This is a genomic window from Microvirga ossetica (assembly GCF_002741015.1).
GTDB classification, from domain to species: Bacteria; Pseudomonadota; Alphaproteobacteria; order Rhizobiales; family Beijerinckiaceae; genus Microvirga; species Microvirga ossetica.
The window spans coordinates 4,578,741-4,597,412 of record NZ_CP016616.1 but is presented as its reverse complement, the minus strand read 5'-3'; the positions used below and the strand labels follow the sequence as shown (position 1 = coordinate 4,597,412).

General features: G+C 66.1%; 19 protein-coding genes. 8 read left to right on the top strand and 11 right to left on the bottom strand.

Going from position 1 to position 18,672, the window contains the following annotated elements:
• Positions 1-9 precede the first annotated feature (9 nt).
• From queA to coaD, 5 genes are all read right to left on the bottom strand, one after another.
• Complete coding sequence (gene queA, locus BB934_RS21995; protein WP_099511525.1) at positions 10-1,086, bottom strand: tRNA preQ1(34) S-adenosylmethionine ribosyltransferase-isomerase QueA; 1,077 nt, start codon at positions 1,084-1,086, stop codon at positions 10-12.
• Between the two features lie 128 nt (positions 1,087-1,214).
• Entirely contained in the window at positions 1,215-1,682 is a 468-nt protein-coding gene (locus BB934_RS21990) for a peptidylprolyl isomerase (RefSeq protein ID WP_099511524.1), read from the bottom strand.
• A 112-nt stretch (positions 1,683-1,794) separates the two neighbouring features.
• Positions 1,795-2,304 carry a hypothetical protein gene (locus tag BB934_RS21985; protein ID WP_099511523.1) on the bottom strand — a complete coding sequence of 170 codons (510 nt, stop codon included), beginning with the start codon at positions 2,302-2,304 and terminating at the stop codon, positions 1,795-1,797.
• Entirely contained in the window at positions 2,304-2,867 is a 564-nt protein-coding gene (locus BB934_RS21980) for a peptidylprolyl isomerase (protein ID WP_099511522.1), read from the bottom strand. Before BB934_RS21980 ends, BB934_RS21985 begins: the two co-directional genes overlap by 1 nt.
• Before the next feature lie 32 nt (positions 2,868-2,899).
• Entirely contained in the window at positions 2,900-3,400 is a 501-nt protein-coding gene (gene coaD, locus BB934_RS21975; RefSeq protein WP_099513130.1) for a pantetheine-phosphate adenylyltransferase, read from the bottom strand.
• A gap of 211 nt (positions 3,401-3,611) precedes the next feature.
• On the opposite strand from coaD, the gene BB934_RS21970 reads away from it, so the two are divergent.
• Positions 3,612-4,208, top strand: a complete 597-nt coding sequence (locus BB934_RS21970; protein ID WP_099511521.1) for a hypothetical protein — start codon at positions 3,612-3,614, stop codon at positions 4,206-4,208.
• A 318-nt stretch (positions 4,209-4,526) separates the two neighbouring features.
• On the opposite strand, the gene gyrA is transcribed toward BB934_RS21970, so the two are convergent.
• Entirely contained in the window at positions 4,527-7,208 is a 2,682-nt protein-coding gene (gyrA, locus tag BB934_RS21965; RefSeq protein ID WP_237050356.1) for a DNA gyrase subunit A, read from the bottom strand.
• Positions 7,209-7,797: 589 nt separating this feature from the next.
• Entirely contained in the window at positions 7,798-8,652 is an 855-nt protein-coding gene (locus BB934_RS21960; RefSeq protein ID WP_099511519.1) for a protein phosphatase 2C domain-containing protein, read from the bottom strand.
• A gap of 69 nt (positions 8,653-8,721) precedes the next feature.
• Here BB934_RS21960 and BB934_RS21955 point away from each other — a divergent pair, with 69 nt between their 5' ends.
• A complete protein-coding gene (locus BB934_RS21955) occupies positions 8,722-9,360 on the top strand; it encodes a MarC family protein (RefSeq protein WP_099511518.1) in 639 nt (212 codons plus the stop codon).
• Positions 9,361-10,089: 729 nt separating this feature from the next.
• A complete protein-coding gene (locus BB934_RS21950; protein WP_099511517.1) occupies positions 10,090-10,425 on the top strand; it encodes a hypothetical protein in 336 nt (111 codons plus the stop codon).
• Between the two features lie 477 nt (positions 10,426-10,902).
• On the opposite strand, the gene BB934_RS21945 is transcribed toward BB934_RS21950, so the two are convergent.
• Positions 10,903-11,160, bottom strand: coding sequence for a hypothetical protein (locus tag BB934_RS21945; RefSeq protein ID WP_237050047.1), 258 nt, complete (start codon positions 11,158-11,160; stop codon positions 10,903-10,905).
• A gap of 19 nt (positions 11,161-11,179) precedes the next feature.
• Between BB934_RS21945 and BB934_RS21940 the strand changes: the two genes are divergently transcribed.
• From BB934_RS21940 to BB934_RS21930, 3 genes are all read left to right on the top strand, one after another.
• A complete protein-coding gene (locus BB934_RS21940) occupies positions 11,180-12,064 on the top strand; it encodes a LysR substrate-binding domain-containing protein (RefSeq protein WP_099511516.1) in 885 nt (294 codons plus the stop codon).
• A gap of 82 nt (positions 12,065-12,146) precedes the next feature.
• Positions 12,147-13,157 carry a zinc-binding alcohol dehydrogenase family protein gene (locus tag BB934_RS21935; protein WP_099511515.1) on the top strand — a complete coding sequence of 337 codons (1,011 nt, stop codon included), beginning with the start codon at positions 12,147-12,149 and terminating at the stop codon, positions 13,155-13,157.
• 117 nt (positions 13,158-13,274) lie between these two features.
• Positions 13,275-13,754: a cupin domain-containing protein gene (locus BB934_RS21930; protein ID WP_099511514.1), complete on the top strand. Its 480-nt coding sequence runs from the start codon at positions 13,275-13,277 to the stop codon at positions 13,752-13,754.
• Between the two features lie 26 nt (positions 13,755-13,780).
• Here the strand turns inward: BB934_RS21930 and BB934_RS21925 are convergent, their stop codons facing one another.
• On the bottom strand, positions 13,781-14,437 hold the full coding sequence (locus BB934_RS21925) for a class I SAM-dependent methyltransferase (protein ID WP_099511513.1): 657 nt from the start codon (positions 14,435-14,437) through the stop codon (positions 13,781-13,783).
• Positions 14,438-14,873: 436 nt separating this feature from the next.
• Between BB934_RS21925 and BB934_RS21920 the strand changes: the two genes are divergently transcribed.
• Positions 14,874-15,026 carry a DUF1127 domain-containing protein gene (locus BB934_RS21920; protein ID WP_099511512.1) on the top strand — a complete coding sequence of 51 codons (153 nt, stop codon included), beginning with the start codon at positions 14,874-14,876 and terminating at the stop codon, positions 15,024-15,026.
• Between the two features lie 36 nt (positions 15,027-15,062).
• Here the strand turns inward: BB934_RS21920 and BB934_RS21915 are convergent, their stop codons facing one another.
• A complete protein-coding gene (locus BB934_RS21915; RefSeq protein WP_099511511.1) occupies positions 15,063-15,722 on the bottom strand; it encodes a class I SAM-dependent methyltransferase in 660 nt (219 codons plus the stop codon).
• A gap of 312 nt (positions 15,723-16,034) precedes the next feature.
• On the opposite strand from BB934_RS21915, the gene BB934_RS21910 reads away from it, so the two are divergent.
• Complete coding sequence (locus BB934_RS21910) at positions 16,035-17,162, top strand: DUF2778 domain-containing protein (RefSeq protein ID WP_099511510.1); 1,128 nt, start codon at positions 16,035-16,037, stop codon at positions 17,160-17,162.
• Positions 17,163-18,232: 1,070 nt separating this feature from the next.
• Here the strand turns inward: BB934_RS21910 and BB934_RS21905 are convergent.
• Entirely contained in the window at positions 18,233-18,622 is a 390-nt protein-coding gene (locus tag BB934_RS21905) for a DUF6455 family protein (RefSeq protein WP_099511509.1), read from the bottom strand.
• Positions 18,623-18,672 lie beyond the last annotated feature (50 nt).

The following is an 18,672-nucleotide window of genomic DNA, read 5'->3' as shown; positions in this document are numbered from 1 at the left end:
CATGGAATATCAACGCCTGAAGAGCAGACTCGCATCGCCATAGGAATAGAAGCGATAGCCCGTCTCGACCGCATGGGCATAGGCCGCTTTCATGCGCTCCAGCCCTGCAAAGGCCGAAACCAGCATGAACAGGGTCGAGCGCGGCAGGTGGAAATTGGTCATCAGCACGTCCACCGCCTTGAAGCGGTAGCCCGGCGTGATGAAGATCGCCGTGTCGCCGGAAAACGGCGCGATGGTGCCGTCCTCGCGGGCGGCGCTCTCCAGGAGGCGAAGGGACGTGGTGCCGACGGCGACGATCCGCCCTCCCCGCGCCCGCGCCGCGTTGAGCGCCCGCGCGGTCTCCTCCGAGACGGAGCCCCATTCCGCATGCATCCGGTGCTCGGCGGTATCGTCCGCCTTCACCGGCAGAAAGGTGCCGGCACCGACATGGAGCGTCACGAAGTGGCGGCTGACACCACGCTCATCGAGGCGGCGGAACAGATCGTCGGTGAAATGCAGGCCGGCGGTCGGGGCGGCGACGGCGCCCTCGTCCTTGGCGTAGACGGTCTGGTAGTCGGCGCGGTCCTTGTCGTCGGTCGGCCGCTTGCCGGCGATGTAGGGCGGCAGGGGCAATTCGCCGAGGCGGGCGATGGCCTCGTCGAGAAAGGCGCCGGAGAACGAGAAGCGCAGGGCCACATCGCCCCCCTCGCCTTTCTCCTCGACCTCGGCATCGAGGCGCACGAGCTCGCAGGCCGTGCTCTCGGAGCTTTCGCCGAAGCGGATGCGGTCGCCGACATGGAGCTTCTTGGCCGGGCGCGCGAAGGCCCGCCAGCGGTCGGCGCTCTCGCGCTTGTGCAGCATGATCTCGACACGGGCGGCCGTGTCCTCGCGCATGCGAAGGCCGTAGAGCCGCGACGGGATCACCTTGGTATCGTTGAGCACCAGCACGTCGCCCGGCTGCAGCAGGTCCGGCAGGTCGTGGACGCTGCGATCCTCGAGGCCGGATCCGGGCCGGACCACGAGCATGCGCGCGCGATCCCGCGGCTCCACGGGACGCAGCGCGATGCTGGTTTCAGGCAATTCGAAATCGAACAGGTCGACGCGCATGAAGGTTTCTGGCTGTCATCCCGGACGCCGTAAGGCGATCCGGGATCGCGTGACGAGAACGGCGTTTTATGCGGCAAGCGATCCCGGGTTCCGCGATGCGGCCCCGGGATGACGGCTGATCGTATGCTTTAAGCCGCGTCCGCCGCGACCTTCATGGAAACGATGCGGTCGGGATCGCGCACGGGCTCGCCGCGCTTGATCTTGTCCACGTTCTCCATGCCCTCGGTCACCTTGCCCCAGACGGTGTATTGCTTGTCGAGGAAGCGGGCGTCGTCGAAGACGATGAAGAACTGCGAGTTCGCGGAATGCGGAGCGTTCGTGCGCGCCATCGAGCAGACGCCGCGCACATGCGGCTCGGCGTTGAACTCGGCCTTCAGGTCCGGCAGCTCGGAGCCGCCCGAGCCGGTTCCGGTCGGATCGCCCGTCTGGGCCATGAAGCCGTCGATCACCCGGTGGAAGACCACGTTGTCATAAAAGCCCTGGCGGGAGAGCGTCTTGATGCGCTCCACATGTCCCGGAGCGAGATCGGGGCGCAGTTCGATGACCACGCGGCCCTTGGTGGTTTCCATGATGATGGTGTTTTCGGGATCTGCCATGGGATTCTCCTTGGAATGGCGTGTATTTAGGGGATGCGGCGGCAAGCCACCAGAGCATCGGACGTCAAAACGCACATCCGCTCTTTGGGGACTTAAGGGTTCATTTGACGCGCTAGAGAGACTGCAATTTTTCCGTTGCCGGGGAATCGACAAAGCGGAAGGTGAACGGACGACCGGCCACCGCCGCCCCGAGCTTGTCCGTGAACGGCATGGGCGAGCAGCGCACCAGGGCTTCCCTCACCGCCTGGGTGAACGCCTCCTGGTTCGCTGCGTCAGGCTCGCCCTCGCGATAATGCGTGATCATGGGCTTGCCGAGCACCTCGCCATTCCGCTTGAAGCTGATCCGGATCGTCACCGACTGGCCGGAATAGCGCACGCCTGTCGGCCGCCAGCAGGCCTGCATCGCGCGAACGATGTCGTTGAGGGTGTCGACCTGCTTCGGCAGTTCCTCCCCGCTCGGAGGGCGGATGATGCCGTTGAAGCTCTGCGGCAGAGACGGAGCCGGCTCGCGCCGCTCGTCCGAATCGTCGAACAGGCTCCCCTGAGAGAGCGCCGGCACAGCCAGGCCCAGGCTCAGGAGAAACACGGCGATCCACGCCCCGTATGGCCGCAGGGAACGCATTACTTCGCGTCGGCGGCGAGCTGCATCTTCACGATCTTGTCGGGCCTCGTCACCATGCCGTTGGCGGCGGCATCGCCCTTCTTGATCTTGTCGACCACGTCCATGCCGGACACGACCTCGCCGAAGAGGGTGTACTGGCCGGTGAGCGGGCCGCAGCCGTCATAGCAGATGAAGAACTGGCTGTTGGCGGAATCCGGGCTCTGGGAGCGGGCCATGCCGACCGCGCCGCGCTTGTACTGGGTCTTGCTGAACTCGGCCGGGATGTTGGGCAGGTTGGACTTGCCCGTGCCGGTGCCGGTCGGATCGCCCGTCTGGGCCATGAAGCCGTCGATCACCCGGTGGAAGACCACGCCGTTGTAAAATCCCTGTTTCGTCAGAGCTTTGATCTGCTCGACATGCTTCGGGGCGAGATCCGGACGCAGGCGGATGGTGATGCGGCCGTCCTTGGTGTCGAGGAAGATCGTGTTCTGCGGGTCGTTGGCCTGCTGGGCCAAGGCCGGAGCGATGAAGACCGGGACGAGGCCGGCGAGCACGAAGGCTCCGGCTGCGAGCAAACGCTTCATGGGTGGAAGTCTCCCCTTTGGGTGATGGAACTTTATGGCCGCTTGAATTTGGCCTTCAGGCGCTCGGCGACAAGCCCCGGCACGAAGGCCGAGACGTCGCCGCCCATCCCGGCGATCTGGCGCACAAGCGTGGCGGTGATAGGGCGAACGGCGGGTGAGGCGGCGAAGAAGACGGTCTGCACCTCCGGCGCCATGGTGGCATTCATGGAGGCCATCTGGATCTCGTAGTCGAAATCCGTGCCGTCGCGCAGCCCCCGTACGATCAGGCCGGCGCCGTGGCGGCGGGCGGCCTCGACCGCCAGATCGGAGAAGGTCGTCACCTCGAGCACGACGCCCCGCTCCTGCAGCAGCGGCCCACAGACGGCCCCGAGCATCTCGGCCCGCTCCGCGGCCGGAAAGATTGGCGCCTTCGAGGAATGGACCCCGATGGCGACCACGATCCTGTCCGCCACGCCGCAGGCCTGGCGCAGGACGTCCAGGTGCCCGTTGGTGACGGGGTCGAAGCTGCCGGTATAGAGGGCGGTGCGAGTCATGGCTAAGGCGTAGCCGGATTGGGCCGGCCGGGCAAGCCGTGCGCTGGCACACGGCAAGCTGGGCGGCTTCGTGAGAGATAAGGCTCACCTTTGGTCAGGAGAGAGCCATGATCGTCCGTCTTTTCATCGTCGCCATCACCGCCGTCGCGGTTCTGAGCCCAGCCGCGCTGTCGAGCCTGACTTAATCAACCGGATTCTGCAGGAGCAGGCCGTGCTGCGTCTTGGCGTTATCCTCGTCGCGATGGCCTTGTCGGCCGGCGGAACCTTTGCCGCCGAACTCGCCTGCGAGGGCCCGTTCGCGAAGGACAGCGATCACAAGCGCCTCGTTGCCGCCTTCGGCCATGCGAACGTCATCCGGAAGGCGATTCATGATCCCGAAGGCGCGGAAGTGAGGGCCAGCATCGTCTTTCCGAAGGATTCGGTTCGGCGCGTCGTGGTGCTGTGGTTCGACGAGAAAGCGCTGAAGCGCCCTGCCCGTCTTGTCCTAGAGGGATCGAGCTGGTCAGGCCCGCAGGGTCTGAGGATCGGCAGCCCCCTCGAAGTCGTCGAGACGGCGAACGGCAGGCCCTTCACGCTCTATGGCTTCGATTGGGATTACGGCGGGAGCACCGAGAGCTGGAACGGCGGAGCGCTCGGCAACCTTTCCGGCGGCTGCGCCTTCGCTCCCATCTTCGAGCCGGATTACACAACGTCTGACGAAATCCAGAATGCCGTCTCCGGTGACACGCAGTTCGCCTCGGACTCGCAAGCCATGAGAGCCGCCAAGGTGAGGATCCGAAGCCTCCATCTGCGCTACCCGCGGAAATAACGATTCACCGTCAGGGCTGACCTCACGCTCGCTACAACGAGGTGGTGCTGGCAGGTCTGAACTGAGTTTTGCGGATTTGCATCGCCCGCTCCCCACTGTCATTCCGGGGCCGCGCAGCGGAGCCCGGAATCTATAACCACGACGTTGCTCATAAGAGCGCTGCTGCTCTCATATCTCTCTATTCTGCAGCGTTAGCGTTTATGGATTCCGGGCTCGCGCCAAAGGCGCGCCCCGGAATGACATCGGAAAAGCAGAACCCATAACAAAACCCGCCGGTGTGAGCCGGCGGGTTTTGCATTTCCAAACGAACGGACGTTCCTACTCCTCCGCAGTCTCGCCGCCTTCGGTCGCAGGCTCGTCGCCGTTCTCGTCTTCCTCACCCTCGACATGCTCGACGGAGACGACCTTTTCTTTGTCCTTGGTCGAGAAGACGGTGACGCCCTGCGAGTTGCGGCCGACGACCCGGATGCCGTCGACCGGCACGCGGATCAGCTGGCCGCCATCGGTGACGAGCATGATCTGGTCCGAGTTCTCGACCGGGAACGAGGCCACCAGCTTGCCGTTGCGGCTGTTGACCGCCATGGCCGTGATGCCTTTGCCGCCGCGTCCGGTGATGCGGTACTCGTAGGACACGGTGCGCTTGCCGTAGCCCTTCTCGGAGATCGTCAGGATGCACTGTTCCAGCGCGCTCATCTGCGCGTAGCGCTCCTGCGAGAGCGAGAAATTCGCGCCCTCGGTCTCCTCCGCATCGTCGGACGCGTCCGCATCGGCGCCCATCTGCTCGCCGGTGACGGCGCGGCGCATCTTGAGATAGGCGGCGCGCTCTTCGCCCGTCGCCTCCACGTGGCGCAGGATCGCCATGGAGATGATGTCGTCGCCCTCGGCCAGGTTGATGCCGCGCACGCCCATGGAATCGCGTCCCTTGAACACGCGCACGTCCGTGACCGCGAAGCGGATGCACTGGCCCTTGGCCGTGGTGAGCAGCACGTCGTCGTTCTCGGAGCAGATCTGCACGTCGACGATGTGCTCGCCCTCGTCCAGCTTCATGGCGATCTTGCCGCCGCGATTGACCTGGACGAAGTCCGACAGCTTGTTGCGGCGCACCGTGCCGCGCGATGTGGCGAACATCACGTCCAGCTTGTCCCAGGACGCCTCGTCCTCGGGCAGCGGCATGATGGTTGTGATGCGCTCGCCCTGCTTGATCGGCAGCATGTTCACCAGGGCCTTGCCCTTGGCGTTGGGCGCGGCGAGCGGCAGGCGCCACACCTTCTCCTTGTAGGCCTGGCCTTCGGAGGAGAAGAAGATCACCGGCGTATGGGTGTTCGCCACGAAGAGGCGGGTGACGAAATCCTCGTCCCGCGTCACCATGCCGGCGCGGCCCTTGCCGCCGCGGCGCTGCGCCCGGTAGGCCGAGAGCGGCACGCGCTTGATGTAGCCGGCATGGGAGACGGTGACGACCATGTCCTCGCGGGCGATCAGGTCCTCGTCGTCGAGATCCGAGTCCCAATCCACGATCTGCGTCTTGCGCGGCGTGGCGAAGGTCTCACGGATCTCGGTCAGTTCATCCCTGATGATGGACATAATGCGAACACGGGAGCGCAGGATGTCGAGGTAATCCGAGATCTCGGCAGCGAGCTTCGACAGCTCGTCGCCGATCTCGTCGCGGCCGAGAGCGGTCAGGCGCTGCAGGCGCAGGTCGAGAATGGCGCGGGCCTGGGTCTCGGAAAGACGGTAGGTGCCGTCGTCGTTGATCTTGTGGCGCGGATCGTCCACGAGCGCGATCAGCGGCGCGATGTCGTGCGCCGGCCAGTCGCGGCCCATGAGGGCTTCGCGGGCGGTGTTCGGATCGGGCGCGGTGCGGATGAGGCGGATCACCTCGTCGATATTGGCGACCGCGATGGCAAGGCCGCACAGCACGTGGGCGCGCTCGCGCGCCTTGTTGAGCAGGTACTTGGTGCGGCGGGAGACGACCTCCTCGCGGAAATCGACGAAGGCCTGGATCAGGTCCTTGAGCGTCATCAGCTCCGGCCGGCCGCCGTTGAGCGCCACCATGTTGGCGCCGAAGCTCGTCTGCAGCGGCGTATAGCGGTAGAGCTGGTTGAGCACGACGTCCGCCATGGCGTCGCGCTTGATCTCGACGACGATGCGCATGCCGTCGCGATCGGATTCGTCGCGCAGGTCGGAGATGCCCTCGATCCTCTTCTCGCGCACCAGCTCCGCGATCTTCTCGATCAGGGACGCCTTGTTCACCTGATACGGAATCTCGGTGAAGATGATCGCCTCGCGATCCTTGCGGACCTCCTCGATCTCGGACTTGGCCCGCATGATCACGGAGCCGCGGCCCGTCGTGTAGGCCGAGCGTGCGCCGGCACGGCCGAGGATCAGGGCGCCGGTCGGAAAATCCGGGCCGGGGATGATCTCGATCAATTCCTCGGCGGAGATGTCGGGATTGCCGATGAACGCCAGGCAGCCGTCGATGACCTCGCCCAGATTGTGGGGCGGCATGTTGGTGGCCATGCCGACCGCGATGCCGCCGGCGCCGTTGACGAGCAGGTTCGGGAAGCGTGCCGGCAGAACCGACGGCTCGTCCTTGGACTCGTCGTAGTTGGGCGTGAAGTCGACCGTGTCCTTGTCGATGTCGTCGAGAAGCGGCATCGCCGCCTTGGCGAGCCGGGACTCGGTGTAGCGCATGGCCGCCGGCGGATCGCCGTCCACGGAGCCGAAATTGCCCTGCCCGTCCACGAGCATGACGCGCATGGCGAAGTCCTGCGCCATGCGGACCAGGGCGTCATAGATCGATTGGTCGCCGTGCGGGTGGTATTGACCCATCACGTCGCCGACGATGCGGGCGGACTTCACGTATTTCTTGTCGGGCGTGTAGCCGTTCTCGTGCATCGAGTAGAGGATGCGCCGGTGCACGGGCTTGAGGCCGTCGCGGGCATCGGGCAGAGCGCGGCTCACGATCACGCTCATGGCGTAATCGAGATAGGAGCGCTTCATCTCGTCGACGATGGAAATCAGCTTGATGTCGCTGGCCGGCGGTTCCCCCGCTGGGCCGCCGGAGCCTTTATCGTTCGGATCGGTCAAGTTTGGTCTTTCTAAAAATCGGTCTGCCCTTTCGCGAGAGGCGGCTTATGAATGCCGCTTCGTCAAGCCGTTCGGCAGCCCCGCGAATCCAAGAGAAATCAGCCTCTTAGATGGGGGAGAACGCGGCTTTTTTCAAGCGTTTTGATGGGTTTTCCAGAGGCAACGACAGGACCGAATTCCGTTGACGTTTCAGCAACTTATTGTCGGATTCGGCGGCGCGGGCGACAGGTGGCACTGTAGCTGAGCGCCTCGGGGAGCAAGAAAGAGATGTAATCGGCTCGTATAAGTGGTTGAAATTATTTAATATCGCACCCCGAAAGCTACTCGCTCCTATCCCCTCACTGTCATTCCGGGGCGGCTCCTAAGAGCCGAGCCCGGAATCCATAACCGCTAACGGTGGACCAAGAAGCGTAACTCTACCCGCTCTTTCTTGAATCGTCGTGGTTATGGATTCCGGGCTCTCGCTGTCGTTCGCCCCGGAATGACAGTGGGCCGTAAAGCACTAAGCCCTCAGCAAAATCGCCGTGGTATCGTCGCTCTGCTTGAAGCGCGGATAGAGCGTCCCGTCCGGGTCGGCTTGCGTCTCGATCTCCCGCGCCAGGTTCGCCAGGGGTTCCAGGCCGGAGGCCAGCGCGGCCTCCATCAAAGCCCTCGCCTCCATGGCCCTGTAGAGATCGACGAGCGCGGAAAAGCCGTCCGAGGCCAGGAGGATCGTCGTTCCCTCCTCGCAGGGCGCCGTCTCGTGCCGCAGGCGGTCGGCAGCGTCCGGGTTGAAGCTGAGAAGGGCTGCCGGGACCCCGCTTTTGCGCTGGCGCTCGCGGCGCTCCGCCAGCCAGGCGAGGAAGACGGGCTCGTCGAGGATGGCGGTGGGCCTGGAGCCCGCCTGTCGCATGAGGTCGGCGGCCATGGCCGCTTCCGCTTCGCGCAGGCCGGGCGCGTCGCCCAGAACCTGCACGGCGCCGTCCGGCTGCCGGACATAGGCCGTCGTGTCGCCGAAGGTCCAGACATCGAGCGTGTCGCCCCTGCGGCGCACCAGGGTCATGGCCCCGAGCGGCCAGGTGACGAAATCCTCATGCCGCTCTTTCGGCGCAACGGCCCGATAGGCGGTGCGGGCCTCCGCCATGACGTGCCGCAGGAGGGTCACGCCGTCCTCCGCCTGCGGCGCGAGGTTCGAGAGCCGCTCATTCGCGAACCGGGCAAGCCACGCGGCATCGCTCTTGTCGTGCATGACGGGCGCGGTGCCGGGAAAGATCGAGGTGTCGATGACCCAAGCCCAGTCGCCCGAGACGCCGCAGATGTCCTCGTTGGGCTTGTCCGGGTGACCCGGCCGGCTGATCCGATCCAAAACCGTGAACATCGTTGCTCCGCCCCTCGCCAAACCGTCTCGGGAACCCCATAAAGCAAAGCTTAAGGGAAGGTCCAGCCGATGCTCCTCGACTATATCTCCGCGGCCCTCGTCACCCTGCTCGTCACCCTCGACCCGGTGGCGCTGGCGCCGATCTTCGTGTCGCTCACCCGGGGCATGAACGCCGCGGAGCGCCGCAGGGTTTCGATGCGGGCCTGCCTGATCGCCTTCGGCATCCTGGCCTTCTTCGGCCTCGGCGGCGAGGTGCTGCTGCGGCTCCTCGGCGTCGGCATCCCAGCCTTCCGCATCTCGGGCGGGCTGCTGCTGTTCTGGATCGCCTTCGAGATGGTGTTCGAGCGCCGCAACGAGCGCAAGCAGCACACCGCCGACATCGCGATCACCGAGGATCACATCCGCAACGTCGCCGCCTTTCCCCTCGCCATCCCCCTCATGGCCGGCCCCGGCGCCATCACCGCCGTGATCCTGCTGGCGGGCCGGGCGGGTGGCAACCTCGCCTATCTCTCCTCCCTGCTCATCCTAATCGCCCTCGGCATCGTGAGCTGCTTCGCCGTCTTCTCCGCCGCCGAGCGCGTCGCCCGCTGGCTCGGCGTCACCGGCAACGTGGTGCTGACCCGCCTCCTCGGCGTCATCCTGGCAGGGCTGGCGGTGCAGTTCATCATCGACGGCGTGCTCGCCCTCAACCGCATGCCGGCTGTTTAGGCCTCATCCGGCCACCCGGCCCCAACGACGTGCTGCGTGTCATCCCCGTGGCCGAAAGGCCGGGAAGGGCATCCACTCCCACGCTCTCCGATCTGGTTTCCCTTCCCCTCCGCTTTGCTCCGGCCGGGAATGACACCGTCTCTCATGCCACCCACCCCGTCATGGCCGGCCTCGTGCCGGCCATCCCGATCCGGAAAAGCGCGGCGCCTCTCGGTTCGGGATCACCGGCACGAGGCCGGTGATGACGTGAGAGGGGGACAAGAGAGTGGCGCAGGCAACGATATGTTCTCACTTTGTTCTTGACGAGGAGCATAAGCTCTGCTATATCGTGAGGGTCTCTTCTTCGAGGGGCGCGCTCGCGAGGCGTCGCAGTGTGGGAGCAGACCCGGTCTCGCTGGTTCGCCTCGCAAGCGGGCCAGGCGAGTGGCCCAGGCTGTGCGCCGCTGACTAGGGATTGGGTCGAGGCCGCCGCTGACCTTGCGGTCGCCGCCTCGGGCAGTCGCCGAACCGGCGCCGCCTGTCCGCCGAAACAAACCGGACGCGAAGAGACGGTTCGGCTCTTCCATCATCACCATGCATCATCGAGCCGGGCCGCCCTTCGCGCCACCCTCGATACCTGAAAGGCTCGGAGCCCAACGGCTCCGGGCCCACAGGTGCTGGCCCATGGGCCAGCACCGTTCTCCAAAACCTGTTCGTTTCCCGACAATTCATTGCTTTCGAGGTTTTGCCATGATCCCCACACCCAGGAGCCGCAGACGAAGGATCCTCGCCTGCCTGCCCGATGCCGACGACGCCCTGCGCCGGCTTGCCGACGCGATCCAGGCGCCGGAGGCCTGCCGCAAGCGCGTCTGCCGCGCGGCCCATCGCTGCCAGGGAGGGTTCGGTCCGCCATGCTTCCTCGCGGATCGCGGGCGTTTCGCCGATGCGGTGCGGGAGGAGATGGACGAGCACCGCGCCTATCGGGCCGCCCACCGCGCCCGATGGGAGGCCGATCTGCGCGCGCTGGAAAGGCCCCGCTCGTCGTCCCGCTCGCCCCTGAGCCCCTATCCCGAGGAGATGTTTTAGCAAGATCCCGAGGTCCGGCCCGTTGAGGCAGCGTGGAGTTTTGCCCCGTGCAGACACCTCCGTGCAGACATCCCCAAACGAAAAAGCCCAGGCTCCGGGGCGAACGGGCGGGATGCCTTCGCATCTCTCGCCTCGCCTGCTACGGGCCTGGGCTGATTTGGTCCAGCGCATCGTGCGGACCCAGAGGGCCGCGTCAGCGAAAAGTGGGTACCGGTTTTCCGCGCCCAACGATGCGCCAGACAAGAGAAGAAGCATCGGATGGATCCCAAAAGTGGAATCCACTTTTGGGTCCGATGCTTTGGGCGCCTGCATCGTCAGGCAAGCGCAGGATTGGACCGGGCCGGAGTACATCCGTCCTGGCACGGTCCCATCGAGGCTGGCGGTGACGCCCGCCGCTCTCGAAGTCCACAACAATGTCCGCTGGGTCAGCCTGATATGGGGATCGAAATGCGATCCGCAAGAGGTGGGACGCGGGCTCTACCGCCGGCGCGCCTCGCCTGCCGGCGCGGCGGGCTGCGCGGGGCAAGGCCCTCGCTCGAACGGCAGGTCGGCGAGCTCTTCCAGGCTCATGCGCTGCAGCGCCGGATGGGACAGGGGATCCTCCCACGCCTCGGCCTCGCGCTCCGCGCCCCACAGCACCGGACGGGGCAGGAGGATCTTGAGGTATGGCATCAGGTTCAGCATGGCTTCAGACTGCGCCTCGCGCGCGCTGAAAGAAATGGCGTTTTTCTGCATGTGTCTATAGAAAAGCTATATGCGAAACCTCAACCGCTTCCACCTGAACGGCCTGCGCGCCCTCGAGGCGGCTGGGCGCCTCGGCAACCTGCGCGCCGCCGCCGAGGAGCTCGGCGTCACCATCGGCGCCGTGAGCCAGCAGATCCTCAAGGCCGAGGAGCAGTTCGGCCGGCCCCTGTTCGAGCGCCATCCGAAGGGCTTGCGGCCGACCGCCTTCGGGCAGGAGGTACTGCGCTATCTCAGCGCCGGCTTTGCCGAGATCGCGGCCGGGCTGGCGCTCGCCGAACGGCGGCGCGAAGGCGTGCTCACGGTCTCCGTCGCGCCGGTCTTCGCCAGCAAGTGGCTGGTCTGGCGCCTGCAGCGCTTCCGCGAGCGGCACCCGGAGCTGCGCATCCGGATCGACGCGGACGTGTCCCTCGTCGATCCGGGCAGCTCGGACGTGGACGTGTGCATCCGGGTCGGGCGCGGCGGCTGGCCGAACGTCAAGGCGGAGAAGCTGCTCGACCAGCTCGTCTTTCCCGTGTGCAGCCCTGCCCTCGCCGAGCGCCTGCACCATCCACGCGACCTTGGCAGCGTGCCGATCGTCCGCGAGCCGACGCCGATGTTCGGCTGGGACGCGTGGCTCGGCCCGAACGGCCTCGACGAGTCGATCCTCGGCGACGGCCCGGTTTTCTCGGATGCCTCCCTGTGCCTCGATGCGGCGGTGGCCGGCCAGGGCGTGTTTCTCGGTTGGGAGACATTGGCCGGCGACGCCATCGCCATGGGCCGTCTCGCGGCGCCCTTCCCCGACCGCTACGAGACCGGCATCTCCTACTGGTTCGTGACCGCCCGCTCCGCTCCGGCGACGCGGGCCGTCGGCGCCTTCCGCGACTGGCTCACCGCCGAGCTCGCGATGGGACGGTGAGAGATGCAACATTGGCTTGAGCCTGCCGCCCACCGCACTAAGCTCGCATGACAAGCCGAAAACCTGTTGGGAGAGAAAGCCGATGAAAGCGCTGCGATGCGACGAACCGGGCAAGCTGAGCATCGTCGAGCGCGAGCCGCCGCGCATCGGGCCGGGCGAGGTGCTGGTGCGCATCCGGCGGGTCGGCATCTGCGGCACCGACTATCACATCTTCCACGGCAACCAGCCCTATCTCGAATATCCGCGCGTGATCGGCCACGAGCTGTCGGGCGAGATCGCGGAGGCGCCGAAGGGCAGCGCGTTCAAGTCGGGCGACATCGTCTGCATCGAGCCGTATCTCTATTGCGGCACCTGCCGCGCCTGCCGGCAGGGCAAGACGAATTGCTGCCGGAACCTGCAGGTGCTCGGCGTGCATCGCGACGGCGGCGCCTGCGAATACATCACGGTGCCGGAACGCAACGTGGTGCCGGCAGCGGGCCTCGGCCTCGACGAGGCGGCGATGGTCGAGTTCCTCGCCATCGGCGCGCATGGCATTCGGCGCTCGGGCGCTCAACCTGCGAGCCGCGTCGCCGTGGTGGGCGCCGGGCCGATCGGGATCGCTGCCGCGATCTTCGCCAAGGCCCGCGGCGCGGAAGTGTCCGTGCTCGACATGAACGCCCGTCGCCTCGCCTTCTGCAGCGACGTGATCGGCGTCGATCATGTGTTGGAAGTGTCGCCCGACATCGACGCCCGGCTCAAGGCGGCGACCGACGGCGATTTCTTCGACATCGTCGTCGACGCCACCGGGAGCCCCAGGGCGATGATGCAGGGCTTCTCGTACGTCGGACACGGCGGCACCTACGTGCTCCTGTCCATCGTGCGCGGCGACATCACGTTCAACGATCCGGAATTCCACAAGCGCGAGACGTCGCTGCTCGGCAGCCGCAACGCCACGCGGCAGGATTTCGAGACGGTCCTAGACGCCATGCGCGCCGGCAAGGTGCCGACCGCGGCGCTGGCGAGCCACCGAGGCGGCCTCGACGAGGCGCCCAGCCTCATCCCGACCTGGTCGATGCCTGAGGCCGGCGTCATCAAGGCGCTGGTGGAGATCTAGCCGCAAGCGCGGTTGACAACCGATCCCGAAGGGCACAGCCTCGATTCTCGCGGCCGTCAACTTGACCGGACCGCTCGCGTTTGCGTCCGCCACATCACCCAGTATCGGGAGGTTGTGATGCAGTCGTTCGTGCTTCGGGCCGCAGGCTGCGGCTCCGCTCTCCTGTTATTCCTCGCGCCGGCGCTCGCTCAGCAGCAGCACCAGCATGCCTTCGTCAATGCGGGTGACGTCGCCTGGAAGGACGGGCCTCCCTCGCTGCCGAAGGGTTCGCAGATGGCGCTCCTCTACGGCGATCCCGCGAAGGACGGCATCTTCGTGATGCGGCTGAAATTCCCGGCCAATTACAAGATCCCGGCGCACACCCATCCGGCCGATGAGGTCGTCACCGTGATCAGCGGTTCGTTCAACATCGGCACGGGCGCAGCGTTCGATCCGGCGAAGACGCAGGCCATCGCCGCGGGTGGCGTCGTCGCCATGCCGCCGGGCATGCAGCATTACGTGCAGATCGGCCAGGAAACGGTCGTGCAGCTGAGCACACGCGGACCGTGGAACATCTCCTACGTGAATCCGGCGGAGGATCCGCGCAAGTCGCAATAGGCTGCTACGCTGCGCTCAGAAGAACCCTACTTGAAGATCCTACATTTCGGCTCCTCGAACTCGAAGGGGAACCGGCCCTGTTCCGTGAAGAAGTCGTCGAACGCCTTCTTCACGCCGGGCCAGTGCGGGTAATCGTCTCCGATGAGCACCCCGCCGGGCTTGAGCATCGGCCACCATTCGCGCAGATCCGACATGACCGCCCCGTAATCGTGGCCGCCGTCGATGTGGATCACATCGGCCTGGACGTCGTAGTTGCGCAGGACATACGCCGCATTCACCGAGTCGAGCGGCAGCGGCAGGACGTGACCCTGCAGCCCTTCACCGACGATGTTGGAGGCGAAGGTGTGGTAGAGGGCGGGATAGCCGTGAATGAAATTCAGGTGCGCGAACCACTCGTCGTTGTTCCAGTGGTCCCACGCCCCGAGCCAAGTATCAACGGCGATCACGACGGCGTCCAGGTTCATCGCCTTCATCGTCGAGGCGAGGGAGATGGTGGAGCCGCCCTTCCAGACGCCGACCTCGACGACCACCGACGGGCGAAGCGCCTCGATCGCCTCCGTCAGATAGGGATGACTCGAGCCCCAGCCCTGACGGTCCTGCCGGTAGAGCAGTGCGGGGTAGTTCAGGAAGGGATCCTGGCCTCGCCAGATCCGCTTCAGCAGGGTGTCGCGGGTTCCGGTCATGCTCTGCCTCGCTCGCTGCACTGATGGGCGTGGCTGGGATACCGCACAGCCGGGTCGGAAGTTCCCTCAGGCTGAACCGGAGCGCTCAGGGCGCGTGCACAATTCACGGGCATTCTGGCGCGAGATAAGGCGCTATATGCATAGCCAAAAAACTTAACGGTTTATTGCATGCGAATTTCGCATGTCTCTCATGCCGTTTGCCTTGCTTTTGCCCGGCGCGAAAGATGCCATATTCCCTATACGAAAGTATGAGGCCCGCCGGGCCGAGCCGAACCACCCAGGAGACCCGCCATGATCCTCGTCAGCTTCCTCAGCCTGGTCCGCAGCGTCCTGTCCGAGGCCCGCCAGATGGAGCGGGATGCGGCGCGGCGCTTCCCTGGGCTCGACCGGTAACCCGGCCCGCCGACATTACGCAAACTCGAACGGAGACAAGTCCATGTTCACATCCATGATCCTCGCCAAGCTCGCCAGCTGGCGCCGCTACCGCCAGACCGTGCGCGAGCTCGAAGGGCTCAACGACCGCGAGCTCGCTGACCTCGGCTTCGGCCGCCGCGACATCCGCGCCGTCGCCCGTCAGGCATCCTTCTGAGCTGTCCCGGGACATCCCCGGGGCACTTCCCCCTGCTTAAGCGCTCAAAACTCTCGCAGGCATCATGACCATGCTGTCGGGCGCCTCCGCGACGCCCTGGCAGAGATAGCCGACCGCCCGCGGCGCATTGTCGAGGTAGTAATGCTCGATGCGGCAGATGGTGAAGCCCGCCTCTTCGAGGAGCTTGCCGACCGGGCGGGTCAGGTTGCAGCCGACCGCGAGCCGGCGCCAGATCGGGTTGAGCCGGCGCTGCCAGAGCGCCACGCCCGCATCGCTCGACAGGCCATGCTCCAGGAACAGCACCCGCCCGCGCGGCTTCAGCACGCGCCGCACCTCGCGCAGGGCCAGCACCGGATCCTCCACCGAGCATAGGGTATAGGTGATCACCGCCGTATCGATGGAGGCGTCGGCCAACGGCAGCGCCTCCGCAGGCGCCTGCACGATCTCTACCGGAACCGGAGAGCTGCGTCGGCGCTCACGGCCCAGCTCGAGAAACTCGGCGATGGGATCGACGCCGATCACCCGCGTGACCCGTGCGGGATCGTAGAACGACAGGTTTAGACCCGGTCCGATCCCGATTTCCAGCACCACGCCGGAGGCCTGCGGGACCACCCGCTCCCGCTCGGCCGCGATCGCTTCCATCGAGCACAGGCAGCTGACGAAACGCGGGCCGATGTGACGCGCATAGAAACCCATGACGGCGACCTCCCGTTGGAGGCTGAAAGACACACAACCTCACCTTGAGTCATAACCCGGACTCGCTCCGTAATCTGTGAGCCAGCACACGCCGTTGCGGCATCTTGACGAAGCTTCTTTGCTCCGGGTCCGGGCCGCACAAAGATGGGCCGCATTTCCGCGCCATCCCCGCCGCCGATTATCCCTAATTTAACCAAGCCCGCGTTTAATCGGACCTCGGTCAAAACCCGATCTCGCGCATGGAGTCCCCTCCTCCTGCGGCATCAGTCCGCGAGCTTCATGCGAAGTCCGAGTTGTTGCGTAGAGTTTGTCATGTTGCACAAGTCATTTCCCGCGGGCCGCCGCGCCCCGCGCCGCCACCGGCGCAGCTTTTTTCTCACCGCCGCCCTCGTCGCCATCTCGATGAGCCCCGCGGCATACTTTGCCGATTTCCGGCGCCCCGCCGATGCACCGCCCGCGGAGAGCGTCGCCCCGCCGGCTGGCGCGCCCGAACGCGTCAAGACCGCAGCGCCCTTCGACATGGCGCTGGTCGACCCGAAGCCGGCGCTCAACCCCGATGCGCTCGCCCTCTCCCGCAACGCACCGCTGCATTCCGGTTTCCGCAGACAGCTCCCCGAGCGCGACGCCGGCACGGAATTGCCGGCCGTCGCAGCACAGGAGCCGCCGCAACCGGCACCCGAAATCGAGGTCGCGGAAGCAACACCGCCGGAGCCCGTTCCCGTTCCTCTGCCGGTGCCGCGCCCAGCGGAGCTGCGGACGCCGAAATCGCCCTCCCTCCGGCAGCAGATGGCCAGCGCATCGGCTGCACCGGCGACGCCCCGCGCTGCGGCTCCGGCGAGCGCACCGCAGGACAACCGCTCCTTCATGGAAAAGCTGTTCGGCGTCCGCCCCGCCTCCTCGCCCGCGAATGCGCTCAGCTACGCATCGGTCGACGACGCCACCGGCAGCATCGCGCCGAGCGCGCGCTTCAGCCCCGTTCCCGAGATCGGCGGCGGCGGCACAGCCGTCTACGACATCGTCGCGCAGGTGGTGACCTTGCCCAACGGCGAGAGGCTGGAAGCGCATTCCGGCCTCGGCGACATGATGGACAACCCGCGCCACGTGAATGTGCGCATGAGGGGCGCAACGCCGCCCGGCACCTACGTCGTCACCGAACGCGAGGCGCTGTTCCATGGCGTGCGCGCCCTGCGCCTGACCCCGGTGGGCGGCAGCGCCGCCATCTATGGCCGCAACGGCATTCTCGCGCACACCTACATGCTCGGTCCGCGCGGGGATTCGAACGGCTGCGTGTCCTTCAGGAACTACGACCGCTTCCTTCAGGCCTATCTGAGAGGCGAGGTGAAACGCCTCGTCGTCACCGCCGGCCGCGGCCAGGATCTCCTGCCCCGCGTGGCCAATAACCGCCCCGCATCGATCAGGCGATCCGCCCGCGCGATCTGATCGATGCAGTCACGTCGCCGACAGAGCGCGCTCCTTATAGGGTCGTAACACCGACCACGTCATGGCCGCCCCTTCACGTCATAGCCGGCAGCCGCAGGCTGGGATTGACATCCTCGACGCATGGCCGGCCGTGTCGCGGCCATACCCGTCGCGGCCCTCCCCATTCTGAACCGTCGAAGCCGCCCACTCACGTCATCCCCGGGCTTGTCCCGGGGATCTCGATTGTTTGAGGCGCGGCGCTTGTCCGTATCGGGATGGCGGGCACAAGGCCGGCCATGACGTCGAGGGGACGGGAGGGGGTGAGCGGAAGAGCGCGGGCAACGTTATGTTCTCACTTTGTTCTTGACAGAGATGGCAACCTCGGCTATACACTTGCCTAAGATCTGCTCCTGACGAGGGGCGCGCTCGCGAGGCGTCGCAGTGTGGGAGCAGGCACGGTCCCGTGACAGGTCTCGCACCCCTGTCGACGGGAGGCCCAGGCTTAAGTGCCGCTGACTAGGGATTGGGTCGAGGCCGCCGCTGACCTTGCGGTTCCCGCCTCGGGCAGTCACCGAACCGGCACCGCCTGTCCGCCTAAAAAAGCCGTGCGCGAAGCGGCCTCCCGGCTCTTCCATCAAACGCATGCATCCTCGAGCCGGGCCGCCGTTCGCGCCACCCTCGATCTCACCACAGGCTCGGAGCCAAACGGCTCCGGGCCCCACGGTGCTGGCTGATTGACACCTGAACATCACCCGCATCCGTCATGGCCGGCCTCGTGCCGGCCATCCCGATGCTGTGAGGCTCGGCGCCCAACCAATCGAGATCCCCGGGACGAGCCCGGGGATGACGGCGAGGGGATCGTAAGAGCTGGACAAGAAGAGTGCGACAAGCCCTCTCCCCCCTTGTGGGGGAGAGTTGGAGAGGGGGGGTGCAACGCCGGACTGGAACCAGCGAAGCGCCAGCACCCCCTCCCTGGCCCTCCCCCACAAGGAGGGAGGGGAATGGCGCCATACTCGTCATGCGATCCCCGGACAATCCCAGGTTCCCGGATCAGGTCCGGAGGCAGGATGACCGGGGGGCTTGCTTCCGCTCTATGGCCGAACCGCCCTCACCTCGCCGCTCAGGTCCGTCAGCGTCTCGGCATTCGGGCAGTACACGCCGAAACGAGCCGTGGAGCGGCCCGCGTCGAGATCGTCCCGGCAGCGGACGGCGGCGGTGCATCCCGAGCAGGTGAGGCTCATGTCGCGCATCAGCGCCGCGTGGATCTTCCGGATCTCGTCGGCATCGAGGGACAAAGCCTGCATGAGGCGCGGAAGTTCGGCGGCGGCATCGGGGCCGCGGGCCACGAGAGCGGGCAGCATCTCCGGCGGAATGCCGATATCCCGGGCAAGCGCCTCGCGCTGCTCCCGACCCAGAGCCTCCAGCTCGCGGACCTGCGCCCAGCGCATCTGCCACTGCCTGACCGTGTTTCCCAGATTCATGGTCGCCTCCCTGGTTTCCGCCCATTCTACCGGCGCAGAGGGAATCGGCT